Genomic DNA, 17,901 nt, shown 5'->3' with positions numbered 1-17,901 from the left:
CCGCCCGCTGCACGTTCCACGGCCAGGCTGGCCTGCTGTTTGCAATATCCCGTTCACAGGCAATCAACGCCGATTGCCATATTCACGACAAAGGCGCCGTGTGCTCTCCGTTTTTCAACGGATGAGAACAGGGCGTCTTTTTTTGCTTTCAGGAAACGGAATATGGCGAGCAGCAGCGTAAAGAGCGTGTGTCCTTATTGCGGTGTCGGTTGCGGCATCGTCATGCAGGTCGAGGACAACCGAGTCATCAAGGTGGTCGGCGACAAGACGCACCCGAGCAATTTCGGCCGTCTGTGCACCAAAGGCACCACCTGCGGCCAGGCGATTGCCGGGTCGGGGCGGATGGAGTCCGCGTACATCCGCCATCAGCGCAGCCACGAGCCGGTGCGCGCGGAAATGGACGCCGCGATCAGCGAAACCGCCCGGCGCTTGCGCGGGATTCTGGATCGCGATGGCCCCGGCGCGCTGGCGTTTTACGTCTCGGGGCAGATGTCCCTGGAGGCGCAATACCTGGCCAACAAACTCGCCAAAGGTTTTGTGCGCACCCCCAGTATCGAGTCCAATTCGCGGCTGTGCATGGCCAGCGCGGGCAGCGGCTACAAGCTCTCGTTAGGCGCGGACGGCCCGCCTGGGTCCTACGATGATTTCGACAAGGCCGATCTGTTTTTCGTGATCGGCGCGAATATGGCCGACTGTCACCCGATCCTGTTCTTGCGCATGATGGATCGGGTCAAGGCCGGGGCGAAGCTGATCGTCGTCGACCCCCGGCGCAGCGCCACCGCCGAAAAGGCCGAGCTGTTCCTGCAAATCAAACCTGGCACCGACCTCGCGCTGCTCAATGGCCTGCTGCATCTGCTGGTGGAGAACGGCGATACCGACGCCGAATTCATCGCCTCGTTCACCCAGGGCTGGGACGCCATGCCCGACTTCCTCGCCGAGTACTCGCCCGCGTACGTCGCGCAGATCACCGGCCTGGCCGAAGCTGACGTTCGTCAGGCTGCGCGGATGATCGGCGCGGCGCCCGAGTGGATGAGCTGCTGGACCATGGGCCTGAACCAGAGCACCCACGGCACCTGGAACACCAATGCGCTGTGCAACCTGCACCTGGCGACCGGGGCGATTTGTCGGCGCGGCAGCGGTCCGTTTTCCCTGACCGGCCAACCGAATGCCATGGGCGGCAGGGAAATGGGCTACATGGGCCCAGGACTTCCCGGACAGCGCTCGGTGTTGGTGGACGCCGACCGCCGCTTTATAGAAGACCTCTGGCGCATCCCGGAGGGCAGCATCCCGCACCAGCCTGGCGGCGGCACCATCGACCTGTTCGAGCAGATGCGTGACGGCGTGATCAAGGCCTGCTGGATCATCTGCACCAACCCGGTGGCCAGTGTCGCCAACCGCACGACGGTCATCGACGCCCTGAAAACCGCCGAGCTGGTCATTACCCAGGACGCCTTCCTCGACACCGAAACCAATCGCTACGCCGACATCTTGTTGCCGGGCGCGCTCTGGGCGGAAGGGGAAGGGGTGATGATCAACTCCGAGCGCACCCTTAACCTGACACAGAAAGCCGTCGATGCGCCGGGGCAGGCCTTGCCCGACTGGCAGATCATCGCCAGCGTCGCCTGTGAAATGGGCTTCGCCGACGCCTTCAGTTACGCCTCGGCAGAGGAGGTGTTCGAAGAAATCAAACAGGCCTGGAACCCCGCCACAGGCTACGACATTCGCGGCGCCAGCTATGGGCGGCTGCGGGATCAGTCTTTGCAATGGCCGTGCGCGCCAGATGACGAGACCGTGCGCAGTCCGATTCGCTACCTCAGCGATAGCGGTGCGGGCCCAGTCAAGGAAGGCGTCACGCCACGGCGGCCGATTATCTTTCCCACCGCAAACGGCAAAGCGGTATTTTTCCCACGCCCGCACATGGCGCCGGCTGAACTGCCCAACGATGCATTTCCCATGGTGCTCAACACCGGCCGCCTGCAACACCAATGGCACACGCTGACCAAGACCGGGAAAGTGCCGACACTGAACGCGCTCAATGCGCGGCCGTTCGTCGAGCTGCACCCCGACGATGCCCTTGCGCTGGGTATCCGCGAAGGGGATGGCGTGGAAATCCGTTCCGCACGCGGGCTGGCGGTGTTGCCTGCGGTGATCAGCGATCGGGTGCTGCCGGGCAATTGCTTCGTGCCCTTTCACTGGAATGACGTGTACGGCGAAAAACTGGCGATCAACGCCGTGACCAACGACGCCGTCGACCCAATTTCCCGGCAGCCCGAATTCAAGTGCTGTGCAGTCGCCTTGCGCAAGGTCGAGCTGATCGGGCATCGCTTCCTCGATGTGCTCCAAGTCGACACAGAGACGCAGACAGCACATGACGATGCGCCGCTGTTGACGCTGCTGTGGGCATCACAAACCGGGAATGCCGAAGCGTTGGCCCGACAGTTCGGCGACCGGTTAAAGACTGCCGGCGTACCCGTTCACGTGGCGGCGATGGATAGTTTCCCCTGCGAGCGTCTGGACCAGCTGCAGAACGTCGCGCTGATCAGTAGCACGTTTGGCGATGGCGAATCTCCCGACAACGGGCAACGATTCTGGCAATCACTGGCTGCCCGGCAAGCGCCTCTGGAGTCGCTGCGTTACGCCGTGCTGGCGCTCGGTGATTCGAGTTATGACCGCTTTTGCCAGCACGGCAAGAACCTCGACCAGCGCCTGCAACAGCTGGGCGCTTCACGGCTGATCGCCAGAGTCGAGTGCGACGGCGAATACCAGGCCCACGCAGACAGCTGGTTCACAGGGTTGCAGCAGGCGCTGTCGCTGAATCTTCCTACCCCTTCAATCGTCGACAACACACCGGTTTTTGGGAATCAGCCGTCACGGACGCAGCCCCATTACGCGCGTTTGTCCCTCAACCGGCGGCTGAACGCAGACGGTGCTGCCAAGGACACGCGGCAACTGGCGCTGACCCTGGAAGGCTCGGGCATGACCTATGAAGCCGGCGACGCGTTGGGGGTGTGGCCGCGCAATTGCCCTGAACTGGTGAACGAACTGCTCGAACTCACGGGGCTGAACGCCGACCAACCGGTGCGTGGCCTGAAGGCTTGTGACGTGCCGCTGCGTCAGGCGCTGGCCGAGCAATTCGAGATAGCACGACCGAGCGCAGACACACTGGCATTCATCGCCGAGCGCAACGGCAGTACTGACCTGAAAACACTCCTGACCGAGCCGTTCAAAAGCGAGCTGAAGGACTGGCTATGGGGCCGACAGTTGGCCGACGTGTTGCGCGAGTTCCCCATCGTCTGCTCTGCGGAGGAATGGCTTGACCATCTCAAACCGCTGCAGCCCCGGCTTTATTCCATCTCGTCGAGCGCCAAGGCGCATCCCGTTGAAGTCCACCTGACGGTTTCCGCCGTGCGCTACGGCGCGCGCAAAGGCGTTTCATCGACCTTCCTGGCGGATCGTGCGGGGGAGTGCGAGGTGCCGATCTTCCTGCAGCCCACGCGGCATTTTCGCCCGCCGGTCGATGGCGATGTGCCGATGATCATGATCGGCCCGGGCACCGGGGTGGCGCCGTTTCGGGCGTTTCTGCAGGAGCGGCGTGCCCGCGGCGACCGGGGCCGTAACTGGCTGTTCTTCGGCGAGCAACATCAGGCCACCGACTTTTACTACCGCGACGAACTGCAAGGCCTGCAGCAGGACGGCCTGCTGACCCGGCTGAGCCTGGCGTTTTCGCGGGATCAGGCGGAAAAAATCTACGTTCAGCAGCGCCTACAGGAGCAGGGCGCTGAACTCTGGCGCTGGCTGGAGGAGGGTGCGCACCTGTACATCTGCGGTGATGCTTCGCGGATGGCGCGGGATGTCGATCAGGCGCTCCGTCGCGTGATCAGCGAACAGGGCGGCATCAGCCTGGAAAAAGCGGCCGACCAGTTGCGCTGTCTGACCGAGCAAAAGCGCTACCTGCGGGACGTGTATTAGCCCCGTTCACTCACCCTGCGGTTGGCGACTGAACCGTAACTGAACGGATTTCTCGATCAAACAAGAAAACCTTTGGATACCTGAACTTATCTGCCTTTTCTCCCTCTCATGCCGGTAGCCATTGATCGCGGCAGCCTGATAAGCTCGCGGCTTTACTCGTTTGCCCTATTGGCGCATGAACAAGGAAACAGAATGAAACAGCATCGGTTGGCAGCGGCGATTGCCCTGGTCGGTCTGGTACTCGCGGGCTGTGACAAGCAAGCCAGCACCGTTGAGCTGAAAACCCCGGCCCAGAAAGCCTCTTACGGCATCGGCCTGAACATGGGCAAAAGCCTGGCTCAGGAAGGCATGGACGATCTGGATTCCAAAGCGGTAGCGCTGGGTATCGAAGACGCCGTTGGCAAGAAAGAGCAGAAGCTCAAAGACGAAGAGTTGGTTGCAGCGTTTGGCGACCTGCAAAAGCGCGCTGAAGAGCGCATGGCCAAGATGAGCGAAGAGTCGGCAGCTGCCGGCAAGAAGTTCCTCGAAGAAAACGGCAAGCGTAAGGAAGTCACCACCACCGCTTCCGGTCTGCAGTACGAAATCATCAAGAAAGCCGACGGTCCAGTACCGAAGCCGACTGATGTCGTGACCGTTCACTACGAAGGCAAGCTGACTGACGGCAAAGTGTTCGACAGCTCTGTTGAACGCGGCAGCCCGATTGATCTGCCAGTGAGCGGCGTGATCCCGGGTTGGGTCGAAGGTCTGCAGCTGATGCACGTTGGCGAGAAGGTCAAACTCTACATCCCTAGCGAATTGGCCTACGGCGCACAAAGCCCTAGCCCAACCATCCCGGCAAACTCGGTTCTGGTCTTCGACCTGGAACTGCTGGGCATCAAGGACCCTGCTGCTGCAGGCGCCAATGATGCTGCTGGCGCTGATGAAGAAGAAGAGGCTGCCCCGGCCGCCGAACCGGCCAAGCCAGCCGCCAAGAAGTAATCATTCGACCGTCTGATTACCGCTTGAAAGAAATGCCCCGTCTCGACGGGGCATTTTCATTTCCGGCCCGATTTGATCGAACCGGCTTGAACGGGCAGAGTCCCATGTCGGTCAGTCACGGTGTGTTAAGCCGGGATTTGTCGGAGGCTGAGAGGCATTTATTGAGCCGTGGCTAGCCTCACAGACCGAATGAGTCAACGGTTTTTGCGGGTTTTTATGTGTGTAAAAAACGCGCGATCTAAGCCAGGGCCCGGTAGAACGGGCGTTCCGGGCTCGAAAAGCAGGTCTGTTCACAAGGTTATCCACAATTTGTGTGGATAACCTTTGGGCGCGGAATCGGCTGCCGAGTCGGTTGGCTTCAGCACCATGCCCGTGAGCCAGCAGGTCGATTTTTATCGGTAATTGTGGAGTGGATATGAAAGCACCCTGGAATCTCATTCGTTATCTGCCCATGGCCAAACGCTTGATGGCGGCAGGCCGCTTGCCCGCATTGCTGTTTGCCGTGGCAGGCAAAACGGCCAGTGAAGGCGGTCGACTGGGGAAGATAAAAGACGATCTGAAACTGCTTCAAGCGTTGTGCCTGGCTTACTGGCGCGGGGAATATCGCGCCATCAGCGGTAAGGCGATTCTCTCGATCGTGGCCGGCCTGATGTATTTCATCAGCCCTCTGGATGCAATTCCTGACTGGATTCCGGGCCTGGGGATGCTGGATGACATCGCCGTGCTGGCGTGGGTGATGAAGCACCTCGAAGCCGAGCTCAGCGCGTTTCGTGCCTGGCGCGCGTTGCAGAACCCGGAAAAGCTCGCGGTGGTCGAGCGTTTGCCGGCGACGCCTGTCTTGCTGGAGCATGAGAAGAAGATTTGAAGACGGCCTTGCGTGGCTTATCAGTGGCGGCGGCAGCACTCATTGATTCCGCACACGCCAGTCGTCGCTGACCGCTGTTAAGATGCCGCCCATACTTAGAAAAATACTACGTAAAGCGCGTTTTTGTCCTACAGGGGTGTTGGTATGGATCTTCAGGTTATTTCGCGCGATGGAGAGCCGGAATATGCGGTGCTGCCATGGGCGCAGTATCAGGCCCTGTTGCGTGCGGCGGGGGTTGCGCATGGCCCGGAGTCCGAGTCTGCCACTCACACTGAGGGCCGTCGCGAACAGCCTGCTAGCGCAGTTGACCTTCCTTCTTTCGGTCAGCTAAGTGCCCTGCGCGAGGCCAAGGGCCTGGAAGTGGCGCAGCTGGCCCGCGCAGTCGGCATCAGCCCGTCTTATCTGAACCTGATTGAAAGCGGCGCCCGTGAGCCGGACGCGGCCATTCGCCGGAGTCTGGCGTGGGAGCTGGGTATTGCGGGCTGGCGGGGTGAGGCATGAGCGTGCGCATCAGTCGCCAGCATTGGGACGGGTTGCTCGCCGAACTGGACCTGGCCCGTCGTCAGCGTCATCTGGTGACCTATCGCGCATTGCTTGAGCGGTTGCAGTTGCCCACCCCCGCCATGCAAACCCTGACCGCCGCCCTTGAACACCTCGCCGCCCTCGACGCCCGCGCCGAGCAGCCATTGCGCAGCGCGCTGGTAATCAGCCAGGGCGCCAGCCGCCTGCCACGTACCGGATTCTTTGAATGCGTCGAACGCCTTGGCCGTTTCTCCGGCCCCTCCGACGGCATCGCTGCTGCGTCCTGGCACGCCTCGGAAGTGGCGCGAGTCTTCGAATATGAGTACCCGCAGCCGGTCAAGCCTGAGTAGAGCAGCTTCTGGTTTGAGACTGGCCGGACTATCGCCTTCGCGAGCAAGCTCGCTCCCACGTGATCTGGGCTGTACTCGGGATTCCGGTCTGATCTCGGATCCTTGGAAGTGATCAGAGTCACTTATTACCCAGGGCTGATCTCGGACCTGTGGGAGTGATCAAGGCTGACTTAGGGTCAAGGTTTGATCTCGGACCTGTGGGAGTGAGCTTGCTCACGAAGGGGCCGGTTCATTCAGCCATTTTCCAAGGGGGCTGCAGCAAGCCTTCGCGAGCAAGCTCGCTCCCACATGGCTAGTGTTGTACTCGGGATTTCGAGATTGACTCCCACCCCAACCCGATTTCTTAATACCGGCACCTCACCCCAAAACCGCCTGATTCAACGTCGCCATCACCTCCGCCTCTCGCGTATTGATCACATGCACACTCGCACCCATCACCTCCTTGGCGTGGTGCTTGGCCTGTGAGGCCAGTTCGGCGAGTTGGCTGGCGTCGAGCGTCGTGCAGACTTCCGGATACAGATGCACGACGCCGATGGACAGCGACAGCAGCGGGAATTCCTGACGCTGGCCCTGGCGATTGAGTGCCACGAAGCAACCGGCCTCCAGATGTTCGGCGCGGTAGAAGCGTCGGCATTGGTTCTGGAAGTCTTCCAGCAGCATGTACAAACGTTTGCGCCAGTCGTCCGAGCCCAGCACCATCAGGAAATCATCGCCGCCGATGTGGCCGACAAAGTCGCGACTCTGATCGATCCGGTCGTTCAGGCATTGCGCCAGGCACAGCAACACCTCGTCGCCGCGCCCGTAGCCATAGATGTCGTTGAAAGGCTTGAAGCTGTCGATGTCCACGTAGCAGATCATTGATTCGCGGCCCTGCTGCAATAGACGGGTCAGGCATTGCTGAATCGGCACGTTGCCCGGCAGCAGGGTCAGCGGATTGGCGTAGCGCGCCTGTTGAATCTTCACCTCGGTGATCAACTTGAGCACATCGATGACTCGGCCCAGCCCGAGGTAGGCGCCGTTCTGCATGATGATGAAATCTTCTTCGATGCGTTGCCGCGCCCGACTGGTGATCAATCGGCTGACCTGCTGCAGCGACTGGCTCAGCTCGACGGCCAGAAAGTCGTCGCTCATCAGACGACTAATGGGCTTGCGCGCATACAGCTCGGTGGCGAACGGCTGCAGCAGCACGTCGGACAGCGAGTGGCGGTGGACGATGCCGATCGGCTGATGCTGCTCATCCAGGACCGCCAGCGAGTTGAGATTGGCCTGCTTGCGAAACGCTTCCAGCACGGTGGCCGTGGGCGTGGTCTGCACCACCGCCGGCTGCTCGTTGAGCAGGGCGCTGAGGTCGCGGGTTTCCTCGGTCAGGGTCGCGGCGCCAGGGTCGATTTTCGGCAGCAGCGCACGGGCGTCCCGGGGTGGAAACTCCTGCGGACGGCACAGCAAGTAGCCTTGAACCAACTCGACGCCCATGTCGATCAATACGGCGAGTTCTTCCTGCAACTCGATGCCTTCGGCGATCACCAGCGCCCGCGAGGCCTTGGCCATCTGCAACATGGAACCGACAAACTCGCGCTTGACCGCGTCCTGATGAATGCCATCAATGAAATGCCGGTCGATCTTCACGTAATCCGGGCGCAACTCGGACCACAGCCGCAGGCTCGAATAGCCTGCGCCCAAGTCATCGAGGGCAATGGAAAAGCCCATGTCCCGATAGTGATACAGCGCGTTGTAGAGCAGGCCGAAGTCATCGGTTGGTGTTTGCTCGGTCAGTTCGATGACCACGCGGCTGGGCGGGATCCCGTAGCGCTGCAACAGCTGCAAGGTGCGCCCCGGCGGGTGCGACGCTTCCAGCAGGGACTCCGGCGAGATGTTGAGAAACAGCTTGCCCTGCAGCTTCTGTTGGCTGAAGCGACGGCAGGCCGACTCGCGGCAGGCGAGTTCCAGTTCGCTCAGGCGCCCGGCCTGACGGGCCACGGCGAACAGGTTCAGAGGGGAATGCAGCGCGCTGTTGGAAGGGCCGCGAGTCAGGGCTTCGTAGCCGAGAATGCGCCGATCCGATAGCGACACAATCGGTTGGAACAGGCTGTGCAAGTCGCCGTGAGTCAGGATCGAACTCAAAGCGCCCAGCTGTTCAGTCACGGTCATGGCAATCTCGGGGCAAGAAAAAGGGGCTGGACGCCTGTGGCGCCGAGCCCCGCTATTTCACGACAGATTCATGACTATTTGATGACGATTTGCCACCATTTGGTCATGTTTCATGCTGCTTACTTCTTTGCCACCGAACCGCTCAAGCCCAGATAGTCGAGCAAAATACGCCCGGTTTCGGCCAGGTAGGCGTCATCCTCTGGCTTGGTCTTGTCATCGTCCGAAGGCAGTGCGTCTTCGTCTTCTTTCTTCAGCTCTTTAAGCGGCTCTTCGCCTTTGGCCTTGCGACGCACGTTTTCCATCGCCAGCTGCTGGCTTTCGATGTCGGCATGTTGCTTGCGGCGCTCGGCTTCGTTGAGGCTGACGGTTTTATCGCTCATCAGCTTCTTCGCCAGCGCGAGTTTCTCTTCGATGAAGACAAACTCGGCGTCCTTGGCTGAACGCACGTCGTGACGCGATTGCAGCTGGGCGAGGAACGGTTTGAACGGATCCACCGCCGGCTTGATCGCTGGCTTGATGGTGTCGTAGGTCATCGCCTCAGGCAGTGCACTTTCGCCGATTTCCTTGGTGTCGATGATCGACGGGTAACCAATGTCCGGCAGCACGCCCTGGTGCTGGGTGCTCTGGCCGGAAACCCGGTAGAACTTGGCCAGCGTCAGTTTCAGTTCGCCATGGTTCAGCGGCTGAATGGTCTGCACGGTGCCTTTGCCGAACGTCTGGCCGCCGATGATCAGCGCGCGGTGATAGTCCTGCATGGCGCCGGCGAAAATCTCCGAAGCCGAGGCCGAGAGGCGGTTGACCAGCAACGCCATTGGGCCTTTGTAGAACGCACCGCTGTTTTCGTCTTCCAGTACATCGACCTTGCCGTCGGCGTTACGCACCAGAACGGTCGGGCCTTTGTCGATAAACAGACTGGTCAGCTCAGTGGCTTCCTGCAGCGAACCACCGCCGTTGTTACGCAGGTCGATGACCACGCCATCAACTTTCTCTGACTGCAATTCGGTCAGCAGTTTCTTGACGTCGCGGGTCGTGCTCTTGTACTCGGGATCGCCAGCGCGGTAGGCCTTGAAGTCCAGGTAGAAAGCAGGAATCTCGATGACGCCCAGTTTGTAATCCTTGCCGTCCTGATTCAGGTGCAGGATGGACTTCTTCGCCGCTTGTTCTTCGAGCTTCACGGCTTCGCGGGTGATCGACACGATCTTGGTGGTTTGGTCGCTTGGCGCATTGCTGGCCGGGACGATTTCCAGACGCACAACCGAGCCTTTCGGTCCGCGAATCAGTTTGACCACTTCATCCAGACGCCAGCCGATCACGTCGACCATCTCTTTGTCGCCCTGGGCGACGCCGATGATCTTGTCGGCGGTTGCCACTTGCTTGGTCTTGGCGGCAGGGCCGGCCGGCACCAGGCGGACGATTTTGACGTTGTCGTTATCGCTCTGCAGGACAGCGCCGATCCCTTCAAGGGAAAGGCTCATGTTGATGTCGAAGTTTTCCGCGCTGTCCGGTGACAGGTAGTTGGTGTGCGGGTCGTAGGACATCGCGAAGGTATTCAGGTACGCCTGGAACACGTCCTCGCTACGGGTCTGGCCCAGTCGGGCGAGTTGGTTCTTGTAGCGCTTGGTCAGGGTTTCCTGGATCTTCGCCGGGTCTTTGCCGGCGATCTTCAAGCGCAGAACCTCGTCCTTGACGCGCTTGCGCCAGAGGTCGTCAAGTTCGGCTTCGTTCTTGGCCCATGGCGCGTCCTTGCGATCAACCAGCAAGGTTTCCTGGGTGTTCAGGTCGATCTTGTCGACCCCCTTGTTCAGCTGCGCCAAGGCGAAATCCAGACGCGACTTGATGCGGTCCAGATAACGCTTATAGATGGTAAAGCCCGGGGCCAGGTCGCCGCTCTTGAGAAAGTCGTCGAACTGGAAACGCCACTTGTCGAACTCGGCGATGTCACTGGCGAGGAAGTAGCTGCGCGCAGGATCAAGGAGTTTCAGGTAGCTCTGATAGATGATTTCCGAACGCTTGTCGTCCAGCGGCGGCTTGCTGTAGTGGTGGCGCTTGAGCAGCTCCACGACATTCAGACTGGCGATGACTTCATCGCGATCAGGTTGAAGATTATCCCAGCTGTTGGCGGCGAACGAACTGGCCGACATTGGCAGGACAGTCAGGCCAATGAGTAATGCAAGGGTGGTGCTGGGTAGAAAATGCTTCATGCTGATTCGACGCGGGGACAATTGATAACGCATATTAGGCCGTCTTTGGAGGTCGCCGGTTCGGTCAGAACACGGTCGCATAATGCAAAAAGCCCAATGGCCGTGAGGCACATCGGGCTCAGTCAAGACTCACTATGGAGGCACCGTGAAAGCATTGCAAGGCGTTGAAGGTCGTGTGGAATGGGTTGAAGAGCCATCGCCGACGCTGGATGTAGGACAAGTCCGCATCAAGGTGGCAGCGGCTGGACTCAATCGTGCCGATTTGCTGCAACGCTCGGGGCATTACCCGCCGCCGCCGGGTGTCACGGAAATCCTCGGCATGGAATGTTCCGGGGTGATTGCCGAGGTCGGCCCGGGCACCGCGTGGGAAGTCGGCGACCGCGTGTGCGCGCTGGTTGCGGGCGGTGCAATGGCCGAAGAAGTGGTGGTCGACGCGCGGCATGTGCTGCCGGTGCCCGAGGGTATTTCGCTGCACGAAGCGGCGGGGATTCCCGAGGTGTACGCCACGGCCTGGCTGAATCTGTTCCAGCTGGCCGGCCTCCAGCCCGGCGAAAAAGTGTTGCTGCACGCCGGAGCAAGTGGCGTTGGTTCAGCTGCCATTCAGCTATGCAAGGCTTTCGGTAACCCGGTCTGGGTTACCGTCGGCTCGGCCGAGCGGCTGGCGTATTGCGAATCCCTCGGCGCCCAGGGCGGTGTGCTGCGCAACGAGAACCTCGATGCGCTGAACGACTTTGCGCCTTTTAACGTCATCCTTGACCCGGTGGGCGCCAACTATGCGGCGCTGAACCTCAAGGTGCTCGGCGTTGACGGTCGTCTGGTGCTGATCGGGCTGATGGGCGGAAGTAAGTCCGAGCTGGATTTCGCAAAGGTGCTGGGCAAACGCATTCATGTCCTCGGCTCGACCCTGCGCAGCCGCGACGACCAGTTCAAGGCCGACCTGCTCAGCGACCTGGGCCAGCACGTCATGCCGCTGTTCACCGAAGGCCGCTTGAAGCCACAACTGGCGCGCAGCTTTCCGATCAGCGAAGCCGAAGCGGCCTACGCAGAGCTCGCCACCAATCAGGTGTCGGGCAAGGTCGTGCTGGTGATCGACGACAGTCTGGTGTGACCCTGCTTTTGCTGTTTCCGTTCTGCACGGCAGTGCCTCGTCAGCCGACCGGCGGTGGCCGGAACTGTCATTTCTGACAGTAGTCAGCCTGGCCCATTCGGTTCTCAATAAAGCCTTGTTGCGTGAGCTCAGTCGGCGAGTGTCGGCTGAGAACGCTTCATCGGACGAGGTGAGGACAGGATGGCCAGGGATCGGAAAGCGCAGTCGATAACACGACGGACAGGGGATGGTTCAAAGGCACTGCTGGCAATGCCTGAAGTGCCGGCAATCATTGATCCAAACGATCCTGAGGGCCTGGTTTCCACCGGCACTCAAGTTAATGATCTAGAGGTGCTGGTGCCGCTTTGGCCGTTTCCGGCGGGACCGGGGGATATCGACCGACTGGACCTGTTCTGGAGCGGTGTGACCAGTGATACACCCGTGGCCACTGCGAATTTTCCTGGACCGGTCGATCCCGAAACCTTTCCTGTCTCCTTGAAAGTCGACAAAAACGTTCTGCAGCCGGACGGCCAGTACCAGCTCTGGTACACGGTCACTACTGACGCGAATGACACTGCACCTTCCGAGCGCCGTACCGTCACCATCGACACCCGACCGCCCAGCTATAACCAGCAGTTGATGCCCTTGTTGTTACCTGATGATCTGGTGGGCGGGGTGATCAACGAAGCGTACCTGGCCAGTCATGGCGATCAGGTAGAGCTGCGCCTGCCGAGCCCTGTGTATCTGGACGCGAAGGTAGGTGATGTCGTTGACCTTTACTGGTCGCAGGACAACCCGCCAACGACATCGGTTGTGGCCAGCGTGACGGTGACCCAGGCGCAGATCGAGGCAGACGATATCCGCATCAGCCTGCCCGGCGACGCCGTGCGCGCACCGGACCGGGATGGCGATTTCTACGCCACTTACAAAGTACGAGACCGTGCCGGCAACGAGACGGACTCGTTCTCCCGTGAAACGCTCGCTGCCGTTGCGCTGAAGCCGCTGCCGGGGGGCGATCTCCCCGAGCCCGATTTTCCGGAAGCGGACATCGACGGCTACATCAACTGCGCTAACGAGCCCTGGAACGGCATTACGGTACGGGTCACCTTCGTTCGTAACCTGTTCGAGTACCAGGACCAGATCACACTGTATTGGCAGGGCTATCACACGTTGAACGGCAACGATCCGATTGCGGGCACCGAGGGCGTATTTGCCCGGACGGTCAGCGTGAAGAACGTGACTGACGGTTATCTGGACATTCTGGTCGAGCCTTTCATTCCCCACATCGAACCCATCCTTAACGGATCGGCGCTGGCCACTTACCGGTTGACGAAAGTCGGCGGGCAGTCGGGCAAGTCCTACGAGGGGCTAGTGAAGATCGATCGCAAGTTGCCCAGCGGCGAGATCTGCGGCCCCGTGATGCAGGCTGTTCAGTCTGGCTCGCGCAGGGAGGGCGGGTGCAAGGCCTGTCGTCTGTTCACTCGATTCATCGCCCGCGTGCTCCAGGCGCTCGGGCGTGGTGGCAAAGGGCAGTAACCCTGGAAACCCAAGACGCGCCAGGCGGGATAGGCGCGAGTCAACTCAAGGAGAAAAGACATGAGCAACTTATCAAGCAAGCAGACCCGTGTGCTGGCCAGTGCACTGGCGCGTGCCGTCAACCAGCAGGACCAGGCCAGTAAGAAACGCCTGTCTGCACGAGCGACACTGAGTGCGCCGATTGCGCCGGTCTGGTGGGACGGCGATCCTGCCTTCGCAGGCCTGGTGCCTCGGGATGAGCAGGAAAAGGACATGCCGATCGATATCCCCGAGTGGCCTAACGGCGCAGGCCAGGGTGAGTCCGACTACCTTCAGTTCGAGTGGAAACCGTCAACCTCGGGGACGTGGCAGAGTGCCCAGGACTTGATCACGATTCCAGGTCCGTTGCAATCCAGTGACTTCCCCATGGAGCTGCAGTTGAGCAAATCCAACTTTGCGACTCAAGGCACCTTCGACTTGCGCTACACCGTCACGAACGACGCGGGCAATACCGCAGAATCGGAAATTACCCAATTCATCATTGACAAGACTGCACCCAACTATGGTCAGGGGCCAGATGCGGCGACGTTTGTAGACCCTGTCGTCATCAGCGACGGCATCACACAGGATTACCTCGATACCCATGACGGTCTGGAGCTGGTCATCCCGACCTATCTAGACGAACAGTCGGGCGATACCCTGGATGTTTATGTTCATGAGGTTGGCACAAGCCAGACCACGCCGGTGTTCACCGGGGTGATTGATTCGAACAGGCAGATCAAGGTACCGGCGGATGCCTTCTCCGGTTTGCTGGATGGCCTCATTTATTTGTCCTATCGACTGGTCGACAAGGTGGGTAACAAAGGCGGTCCCGCTGATAACGCGACAGCCGGCCTCTTTCTCAATCCGCTTCCGACTCCTCCACTGGCCGCACCCCGCGTGCCCAGCATTGCGGATGACAGCGTTCTGCAACTTGTCGACATTGATCGAGTGAATACAGGGCTGGTTGAAATTGACCCGTACGCGAACGCGCTTGAAGGCGACCGTATAGTGCTCACTTGGGGTACTGCGCAGCTTCCGGTCACTCACAACATCACGGATCCATTTGCGACAAGCTTTCTGAGTGTTCCCTACGAAACCATACTGAAGCCTGCTTACGGCACGGAGACCACGGTGCTGCCGACCCCGGTGAGCTATGTCGTCGAGCGTGGCGACAAAACGTTCGCCTCGGACACCGCCACCATCAATGTGGATTTCTTCGTTCCTGGGCCCGTAAACCCGGACCGGCCGGATCCGGTAAACACCAACCTGCCAAGAGTAACGGTAAAGGGCGCGGTTTCTGAAGTCGAGAACGTGCTGACGTCTGCCGATGTCGACGGCGATGTTACGGTAGCGCTCAAGCTGTACGACCCTATCGGCGCGAACGAGGAGATGGTCCTGTATTGGGGAGATATCACGCAAGAGGTCGCCAGGCTCAGCCCTGTAGTGGGGACGGCGGGTGAGGACTATGAATTCGTTCTGAAGTGGGACCAGATCAAGGACCTGCCCAGCAGCCAGGCAGTGCCGGTGTTCTATACCGTTGGGCGAATCAACACCGGAGGTGGTACCCCCCCAGGCAACATTGAGTCCTGCGTGCCGACACCGGTAGATGTCAGCGCAGCGCTGCCGATCAAGCTCGCCAACCCCGAGTTTCCCCTCGCGGTCCCGGCGCCGGACGGAACGCTCATTCTCAACTGCAGTACGCACTTCGGCCCTAGTCAGTTGGTTCGTGTGCGCATCCCTGCAAATCCTAACCTGAAGGGTGGTGAAACGCTTGACTTCACTTGGCAGTGCTACACCGACAGAGCAGGGACACAGCCGGCGGGCGCCGCGTCGACATTCTCGAAGAGCATCACTGCGGAGCAGGTCGCTGACGGTTTTACATTCGATCAAGGGCCGTTTGATGAGTACGTCCTGCCAACCGGCCTGAACGGGTCGATTAGAGTGACGTATGTGTCTGATACCACCCCGCCGATGCAGGGGGAGACGTTGATTAGAGCATCGGGTCAGAACGCGGCGGGCACTTGTCCGCCTAATACCCTTCGTGCATTTGGGGCGGGTGGATGCGGCTGTTAAGTGAGTAGGCTCAACTTGAGATTGAATGTACAGACGCTTTAGTTCAGGTGATAAAAGACAAGGCCAGGCTAAACGGCCTTGTCGTTTTTCAGGCTTATTGCCTCATTTTTACGATGAGCGGTAGTAAATATGCATGGTAGGAAACTACGCTCAATACGTTAGGAAACTTCCTACACGAATGCCAATTTGAAGAATGTAGTCTTCGCGCCTTTGTCCTGCGGAGCTTCTTTGTACTCCGTGGGAATGGCGATATTCCCAAGGAGCTAGACATGGCTGCGTCGCGTTTCACACCCTCCCGTTATTTCAACCCCTCAACCTTTATTTCCCTCGCGCTGTGCATAAGCACCGCCGCTCAGGGCCGCACACTGTCCCCTGACGAATCTGCGGTGGTTAACCAGGGCGACACGCCCGAAGCCTGGACGTTGGCGCCCGGTTCCTCGCTGACGGTGAGCAGCGGCGCCCAAGCCCTGACGATTTTCGGCGGTGGCGCAGGCGCCGTGGTCAATTTCAATGAGGGCAGCTCAACCACAGGCATCAATCTCAGCGCGGCGGGCGCGGTGGCAAACGTCAACGGTGCCAGCGTTAATGCCGCCGGCAACTCGACCGCGTTGATGCTCGGTGACAGCCAGGCGGTCCTGACGAACGCTACCATTACCAGCGAGACCGGCCTCGGTCTCAGTGGCACACAGTTTCAGGGCGGCACCGGCAGCGCGTTCCAGATCAATGGGGGCACGATCAGCGGTGGGGCGGGGGGCGCGACGCTTTCCTCCCGCAGTACGCTGGACGCGACGGGCACCGTGATTACCGGCACCGGCGCAAACAGCTACGGGGTCCGCGGTTTCGGCTCGGACATTTCCCTGCGCGGCAGTACCGTCACCGGCGGCTTGAACGGCCTCGTCTATCGGGTGGATACGGCCAATGTGCGCCAGGGTACGGTCAATATCGAAGGCTCACATGTAGAAGGCACCAACGGCGCTGCGATCCTGCTCAATGGTCAGGGCGGCGGGATGGTTGCCGACCTCAACCTGCTCAACGGCACCACTTTGACGGGCGGCAACGGCAATGCGCTGGAAGTGACCAACACGGCGACGGCGAACGTGCTGCTGCAGAGCAGTGAAGTGACCGGTAACTTCGCTATCTCCAACGGCAGCATCGCCAACCTGACCTTCGATCAGGGCCGGTTGATCGGTAACGTTTCGGCGGATGCCACCAGCAGCGGCACGCTGGCGCTGAACAATAACTCGGCGCTCACGGGCGATGTCACCGGTATTGATACGGTCAATCTGAATGCGAGTTCCATTACCGGAAACGTGACCTCGGCCAGCAACGCCGGTGTGGTTTCGCTGGCTAACCGGTCAGTGCTGGAAGGCAACGTCAACAGCGACAACGTCAGCCTGGATACCAGTCAGATGAAGGGCGACATCACGTCGATGAGCAGTGCCGGCGTCGTATCGCTTGTCGGCAGTTCAGTGCTGGAAGGCAACGTTAACAGCGACAACATCAGCCTGGATGCCAGTCAGATGATCGGCGACATCACGTCGTTGAGCAGCGCAGGCGTAGTGTCCCTGACAGCAGGCTCCGTGCTGGAAGGTAATGTCAGCAGCGATAACGTCAGCCTGAACGCCAGTTCAATGAAGGGTGACATCACGTCGACCAGCAACGCCGGCGTTGTATCGCTTGTCGGAGGGTCCACCGTAGAAGGTCAGGTTATCGGTGACAACGTCAGTCTTGACGCCAGCTCGGTTGTTGGCGATGTCACTTCGGCCAGCGGAGCAGGTGCCGTCAAGCTGGTTCGCCGCTCTCTGGTGAGAGGCAACGTGAACAGCAACAACGTCAGCCTCGACGCCAGTTCAATAACGGGCAATGTCACGTCGACGGGCAATGCAGGCGTAGTGTCCCTGGTGGCAGGCTCCGTGCTGGAGGGCAATGTCAGCAGCGACAACGTCAGCCTCGATGCCAGTTCGATCGTCGGCAATGTCACGTCGACCGGCGGGGCAGGTGTCCTGAGGTTGCTGGGCGGCTCAACGCTGAAAGGCGATGTGAGCAGCAGTAATGTCAGCCTGGATGCCAGCTCGATGTCCGGCGATATCACCTCCGGTGGCGGCGTAGTTTCGCTGACCAACAACTCGGTGTTCATCGGCAACTTGATCA

The 17,901-nt window shown here is 60.1% G+C and carries 10 protein-coding genes; 8 read left to right on the top strand and 2 right to left on the bottom strand.

Annotation, left to right across the window (positions count from 1 at the left end):
• Nucleotides 1–162 precede the first annotated feature (162 nt).
• From AC3ISG_RS18605 to AC3ISG_RS18585, 5 genes are all read left to right on the top strand, one after another.
• Nucleotides 163–3,969 carry a bifunctional nitrate reductase/sulfite reductase flavoprotein subunit alpha gene (locus AC3ISG_RS18605; RefSeq protein WP_489297664.1) on the top strand — a complete coding sequence of 1,269 codons (3,807 nt, stop codon included), beginning with the start codon at nucleotides 163–165 and terminating at the stop codon, nucleotides 3,967–3,969.
• Between the two features lie 192 nt (nucleotides 3,970–4,161).
• Nucleotides 4,162–4,947 carry a BamJ family beta-barrel-assembly machinery protein gene (gene bamJ / locus AC3ISG_RS18600; protein WP_122537478.1) on the top strand — a complete coding sequence of 262 codons (786 nt, stop codon included), beginning with the start codon at nucleotides 4,162–4,164 and terminating at the stop codon, nucleotides 4,945–4,947.
• A 415-nt stretch (nucleotides 4,948–5,362) separates the two neighbouring features.
• The gene (locus tag AC3ISG_RS18595) at nucleotides 5,363–5,812 is read left to right on the top strand and encodes a YkvA family protein (RefSeq protein WP_122537479.1); all 450 of its coding nucleotides are present in this window, start codon (nucleotides 5,363–5,365) and stop codon (nucleotides 5,810–5,812) included.
• A 144-nt stretch (nucleotides 5,813–5,956) separates the two neighbouring features.
• The gene (locus tag AC3ISG_RS18590) at nucleotides 5,957–6,313 is read left to right on the top strand and encodes a helix-turn-helix domain-containing protein (RefSeq protein ID WP_489297663.1); all 357 of its coding nucleotides are present in this window, start codon (nucleotides 5,957–5,959) and stop codon (nucleotides 6,311–6,313) included.
• Nucleotides 6,310–6,684 carry a hypothetical protein gene (locus tag AC3ISG_RS18585; RefSeq protein WP_489297662.1) on the top strand — a complete coding sequence of 125 codons (375 nt, stop codon included), beginning with the start codon at nucleotides 6,310–6,312 and terminating at the stop codon, nucleotides 6,682–6,684. Before AC3ISG_RS18590 ends, AC3ISG_RS18585 begins: the two co-directional genes overlap by 4 nt.
• 357 nt (nucleotides 6,685–7,041) lie before the next feature.
• Here the strand turns inward: AC3ISG_RS18585 and AC3ISG_RS18580 are convergent, their stop codons facing one another.
• The gene (locus tag AC3ISG_RS18580) at nucleotides 7,042–8,832 is read right to left on the bottom strand and encodes a bifunctional diguanylate cyclase/phosphodiesterase (protein ID WP_489297661.1); all 1,791 of its coding nucleotides are present in this window, start codon (nucleotides 8,830–8,832) and stop codon (nucleotides 7,042–7,044) included.
• Between the two features lie 119 nt (nucleotides 8,833–8,951).
• A complete protein-coding gene (locus AC3ISG_RS18575) occupies nucleotides 8,952–11,033 on the bottom strand; it encodes a carboxy terminal-processing peptidase (RefSeq protein WP_489297660.1) in 2,082 nt (693 codons plus the stop codon).
• A gap of 145 nt (nucleotides 11,034–11,178) precedes the next feature.
• On the opposite strand from AC3ISG_RS18575, the gene AC3ISG_RS18570 reads away from it, so the two are divergent.
• The 3 genes from AC3ISG_RS18570 (at nucleotide 11,179) to AC3ISG_RS18560 (ending at nucleotide 15,750) form a co-directional block, all read left to right on the top strand.
• The gene (locus tag AC3ISG_RS18570; protein ID WP_489297659.1) at nucleotides 11,179–12,141 is read left to right on the top strand and encodes an NAD(P)H-quinone oxidoreductase; all 963 of its coding nucleotides are present in this window, start codon (nucleotides 11,179–11,181) and stop codon (nucleotides 12,139–12,141) included.
• Nucleotides 12,142–12,390: 249 nt separating this feature from the next.
• Entirely contained in the window at nucleotides 12,391–13,656 is a 1,266-nt protein-coding gene (locus tag AC3ISG_RS18565) for a hypothetical protein (protein ID WP_489297658.1), read from the top strand.
• 60 nt (nucleotides 13,657–13,716) lie between these two features.
• Complete coding sequence (locus tag AC3ISG_RS18560; protein WP_489297657.1) at nucleotides 13,717–15,750, top strand: hypothetical protein; 2,034 nt, start codon at nucleotides 13,717–13,719, stop codon at nucleotides 15,748–15,750.
• Nucleotides 15,751–17,901: the final 2,151 nt, after the last annotated feature.

The sequence above is a fragment of the Pseudomonas sp. GL_135 genome, from assembly GCF_057834665.1.
Note: the sequence above shows the minus strand (reverse complement) of the source record. Positions and strands in the feature narration are given on the sequence as shown.

Excerpts from the sequence above, each read along its gene's own strand:
- AC3ISG_RS18595 (WP_122537479.1), top strand. The coding sequence starts at position 5,363 with ATGAAAGCACCCTGGAATCTCATTCGTTATCTGCCCATGGCCAAACGC.
- AC3ISG_RS18590 (WP_489297663.1), top strand. The coding sequence starts at position 5,957 with ATGGATCTTCAGGTTATTTCGCGCGATGGAGAGCCGGAATATGCGGTG.
- AC3ISG_RS18565 (WP_489297658.1), top strand. The coding sequence starts at position 12,391 with ATGCCTGAAGTGCCGGCAATCATTGATCCAAACGATCCTGAGGGCCTG.
- AC3ISG_RS18585 (WP_489297662.1), top strand. The coding sequence starts at position 6,310 with ATGAGCGTGCGCATCAGTCGCCAGCATTGGGACGGGTTGCTCGCCGAA.
- AC3ISG_RS18575 (WP_489297660.1), bottom strand. The coding sequence starts at position 11,033 with ATGAAGCATTTTCTACCCAGCACCACCCTTGCATTACTCATTGGCCTG.
- bamJ (WP_122537478.1), top strand. The coding sequence starts at position 4,162 with ATGAAACAGCATCGGTTGGCAGCGGCGATTGCCCTGGTCGGTCTGGTA.
- AC3ISG_RS18580 (WP_489297661.1), bottom strand. The coding sequence starts at position 8,832 with ATGACCGTGACTGAACAGCTGGGCGCTTTGAGTTCGATCCTGACTCAC.
- AC3ISG_RS18605 (WP_489297664.1), top strand. The coding sequence starts at position 163 with ATGGCGAGCAGCAGCGTAAAGAGCGTGTGTCCTTATTGCGGTGTCGGT.
- AC3ISG_RS18560 (WP_489297657.1), top strand. The coding sequence starts at position 13,717 with ATGAGCAACTTATCAAGCAAGCAGACCCGTGTGCTGGCCAGTGCACTG.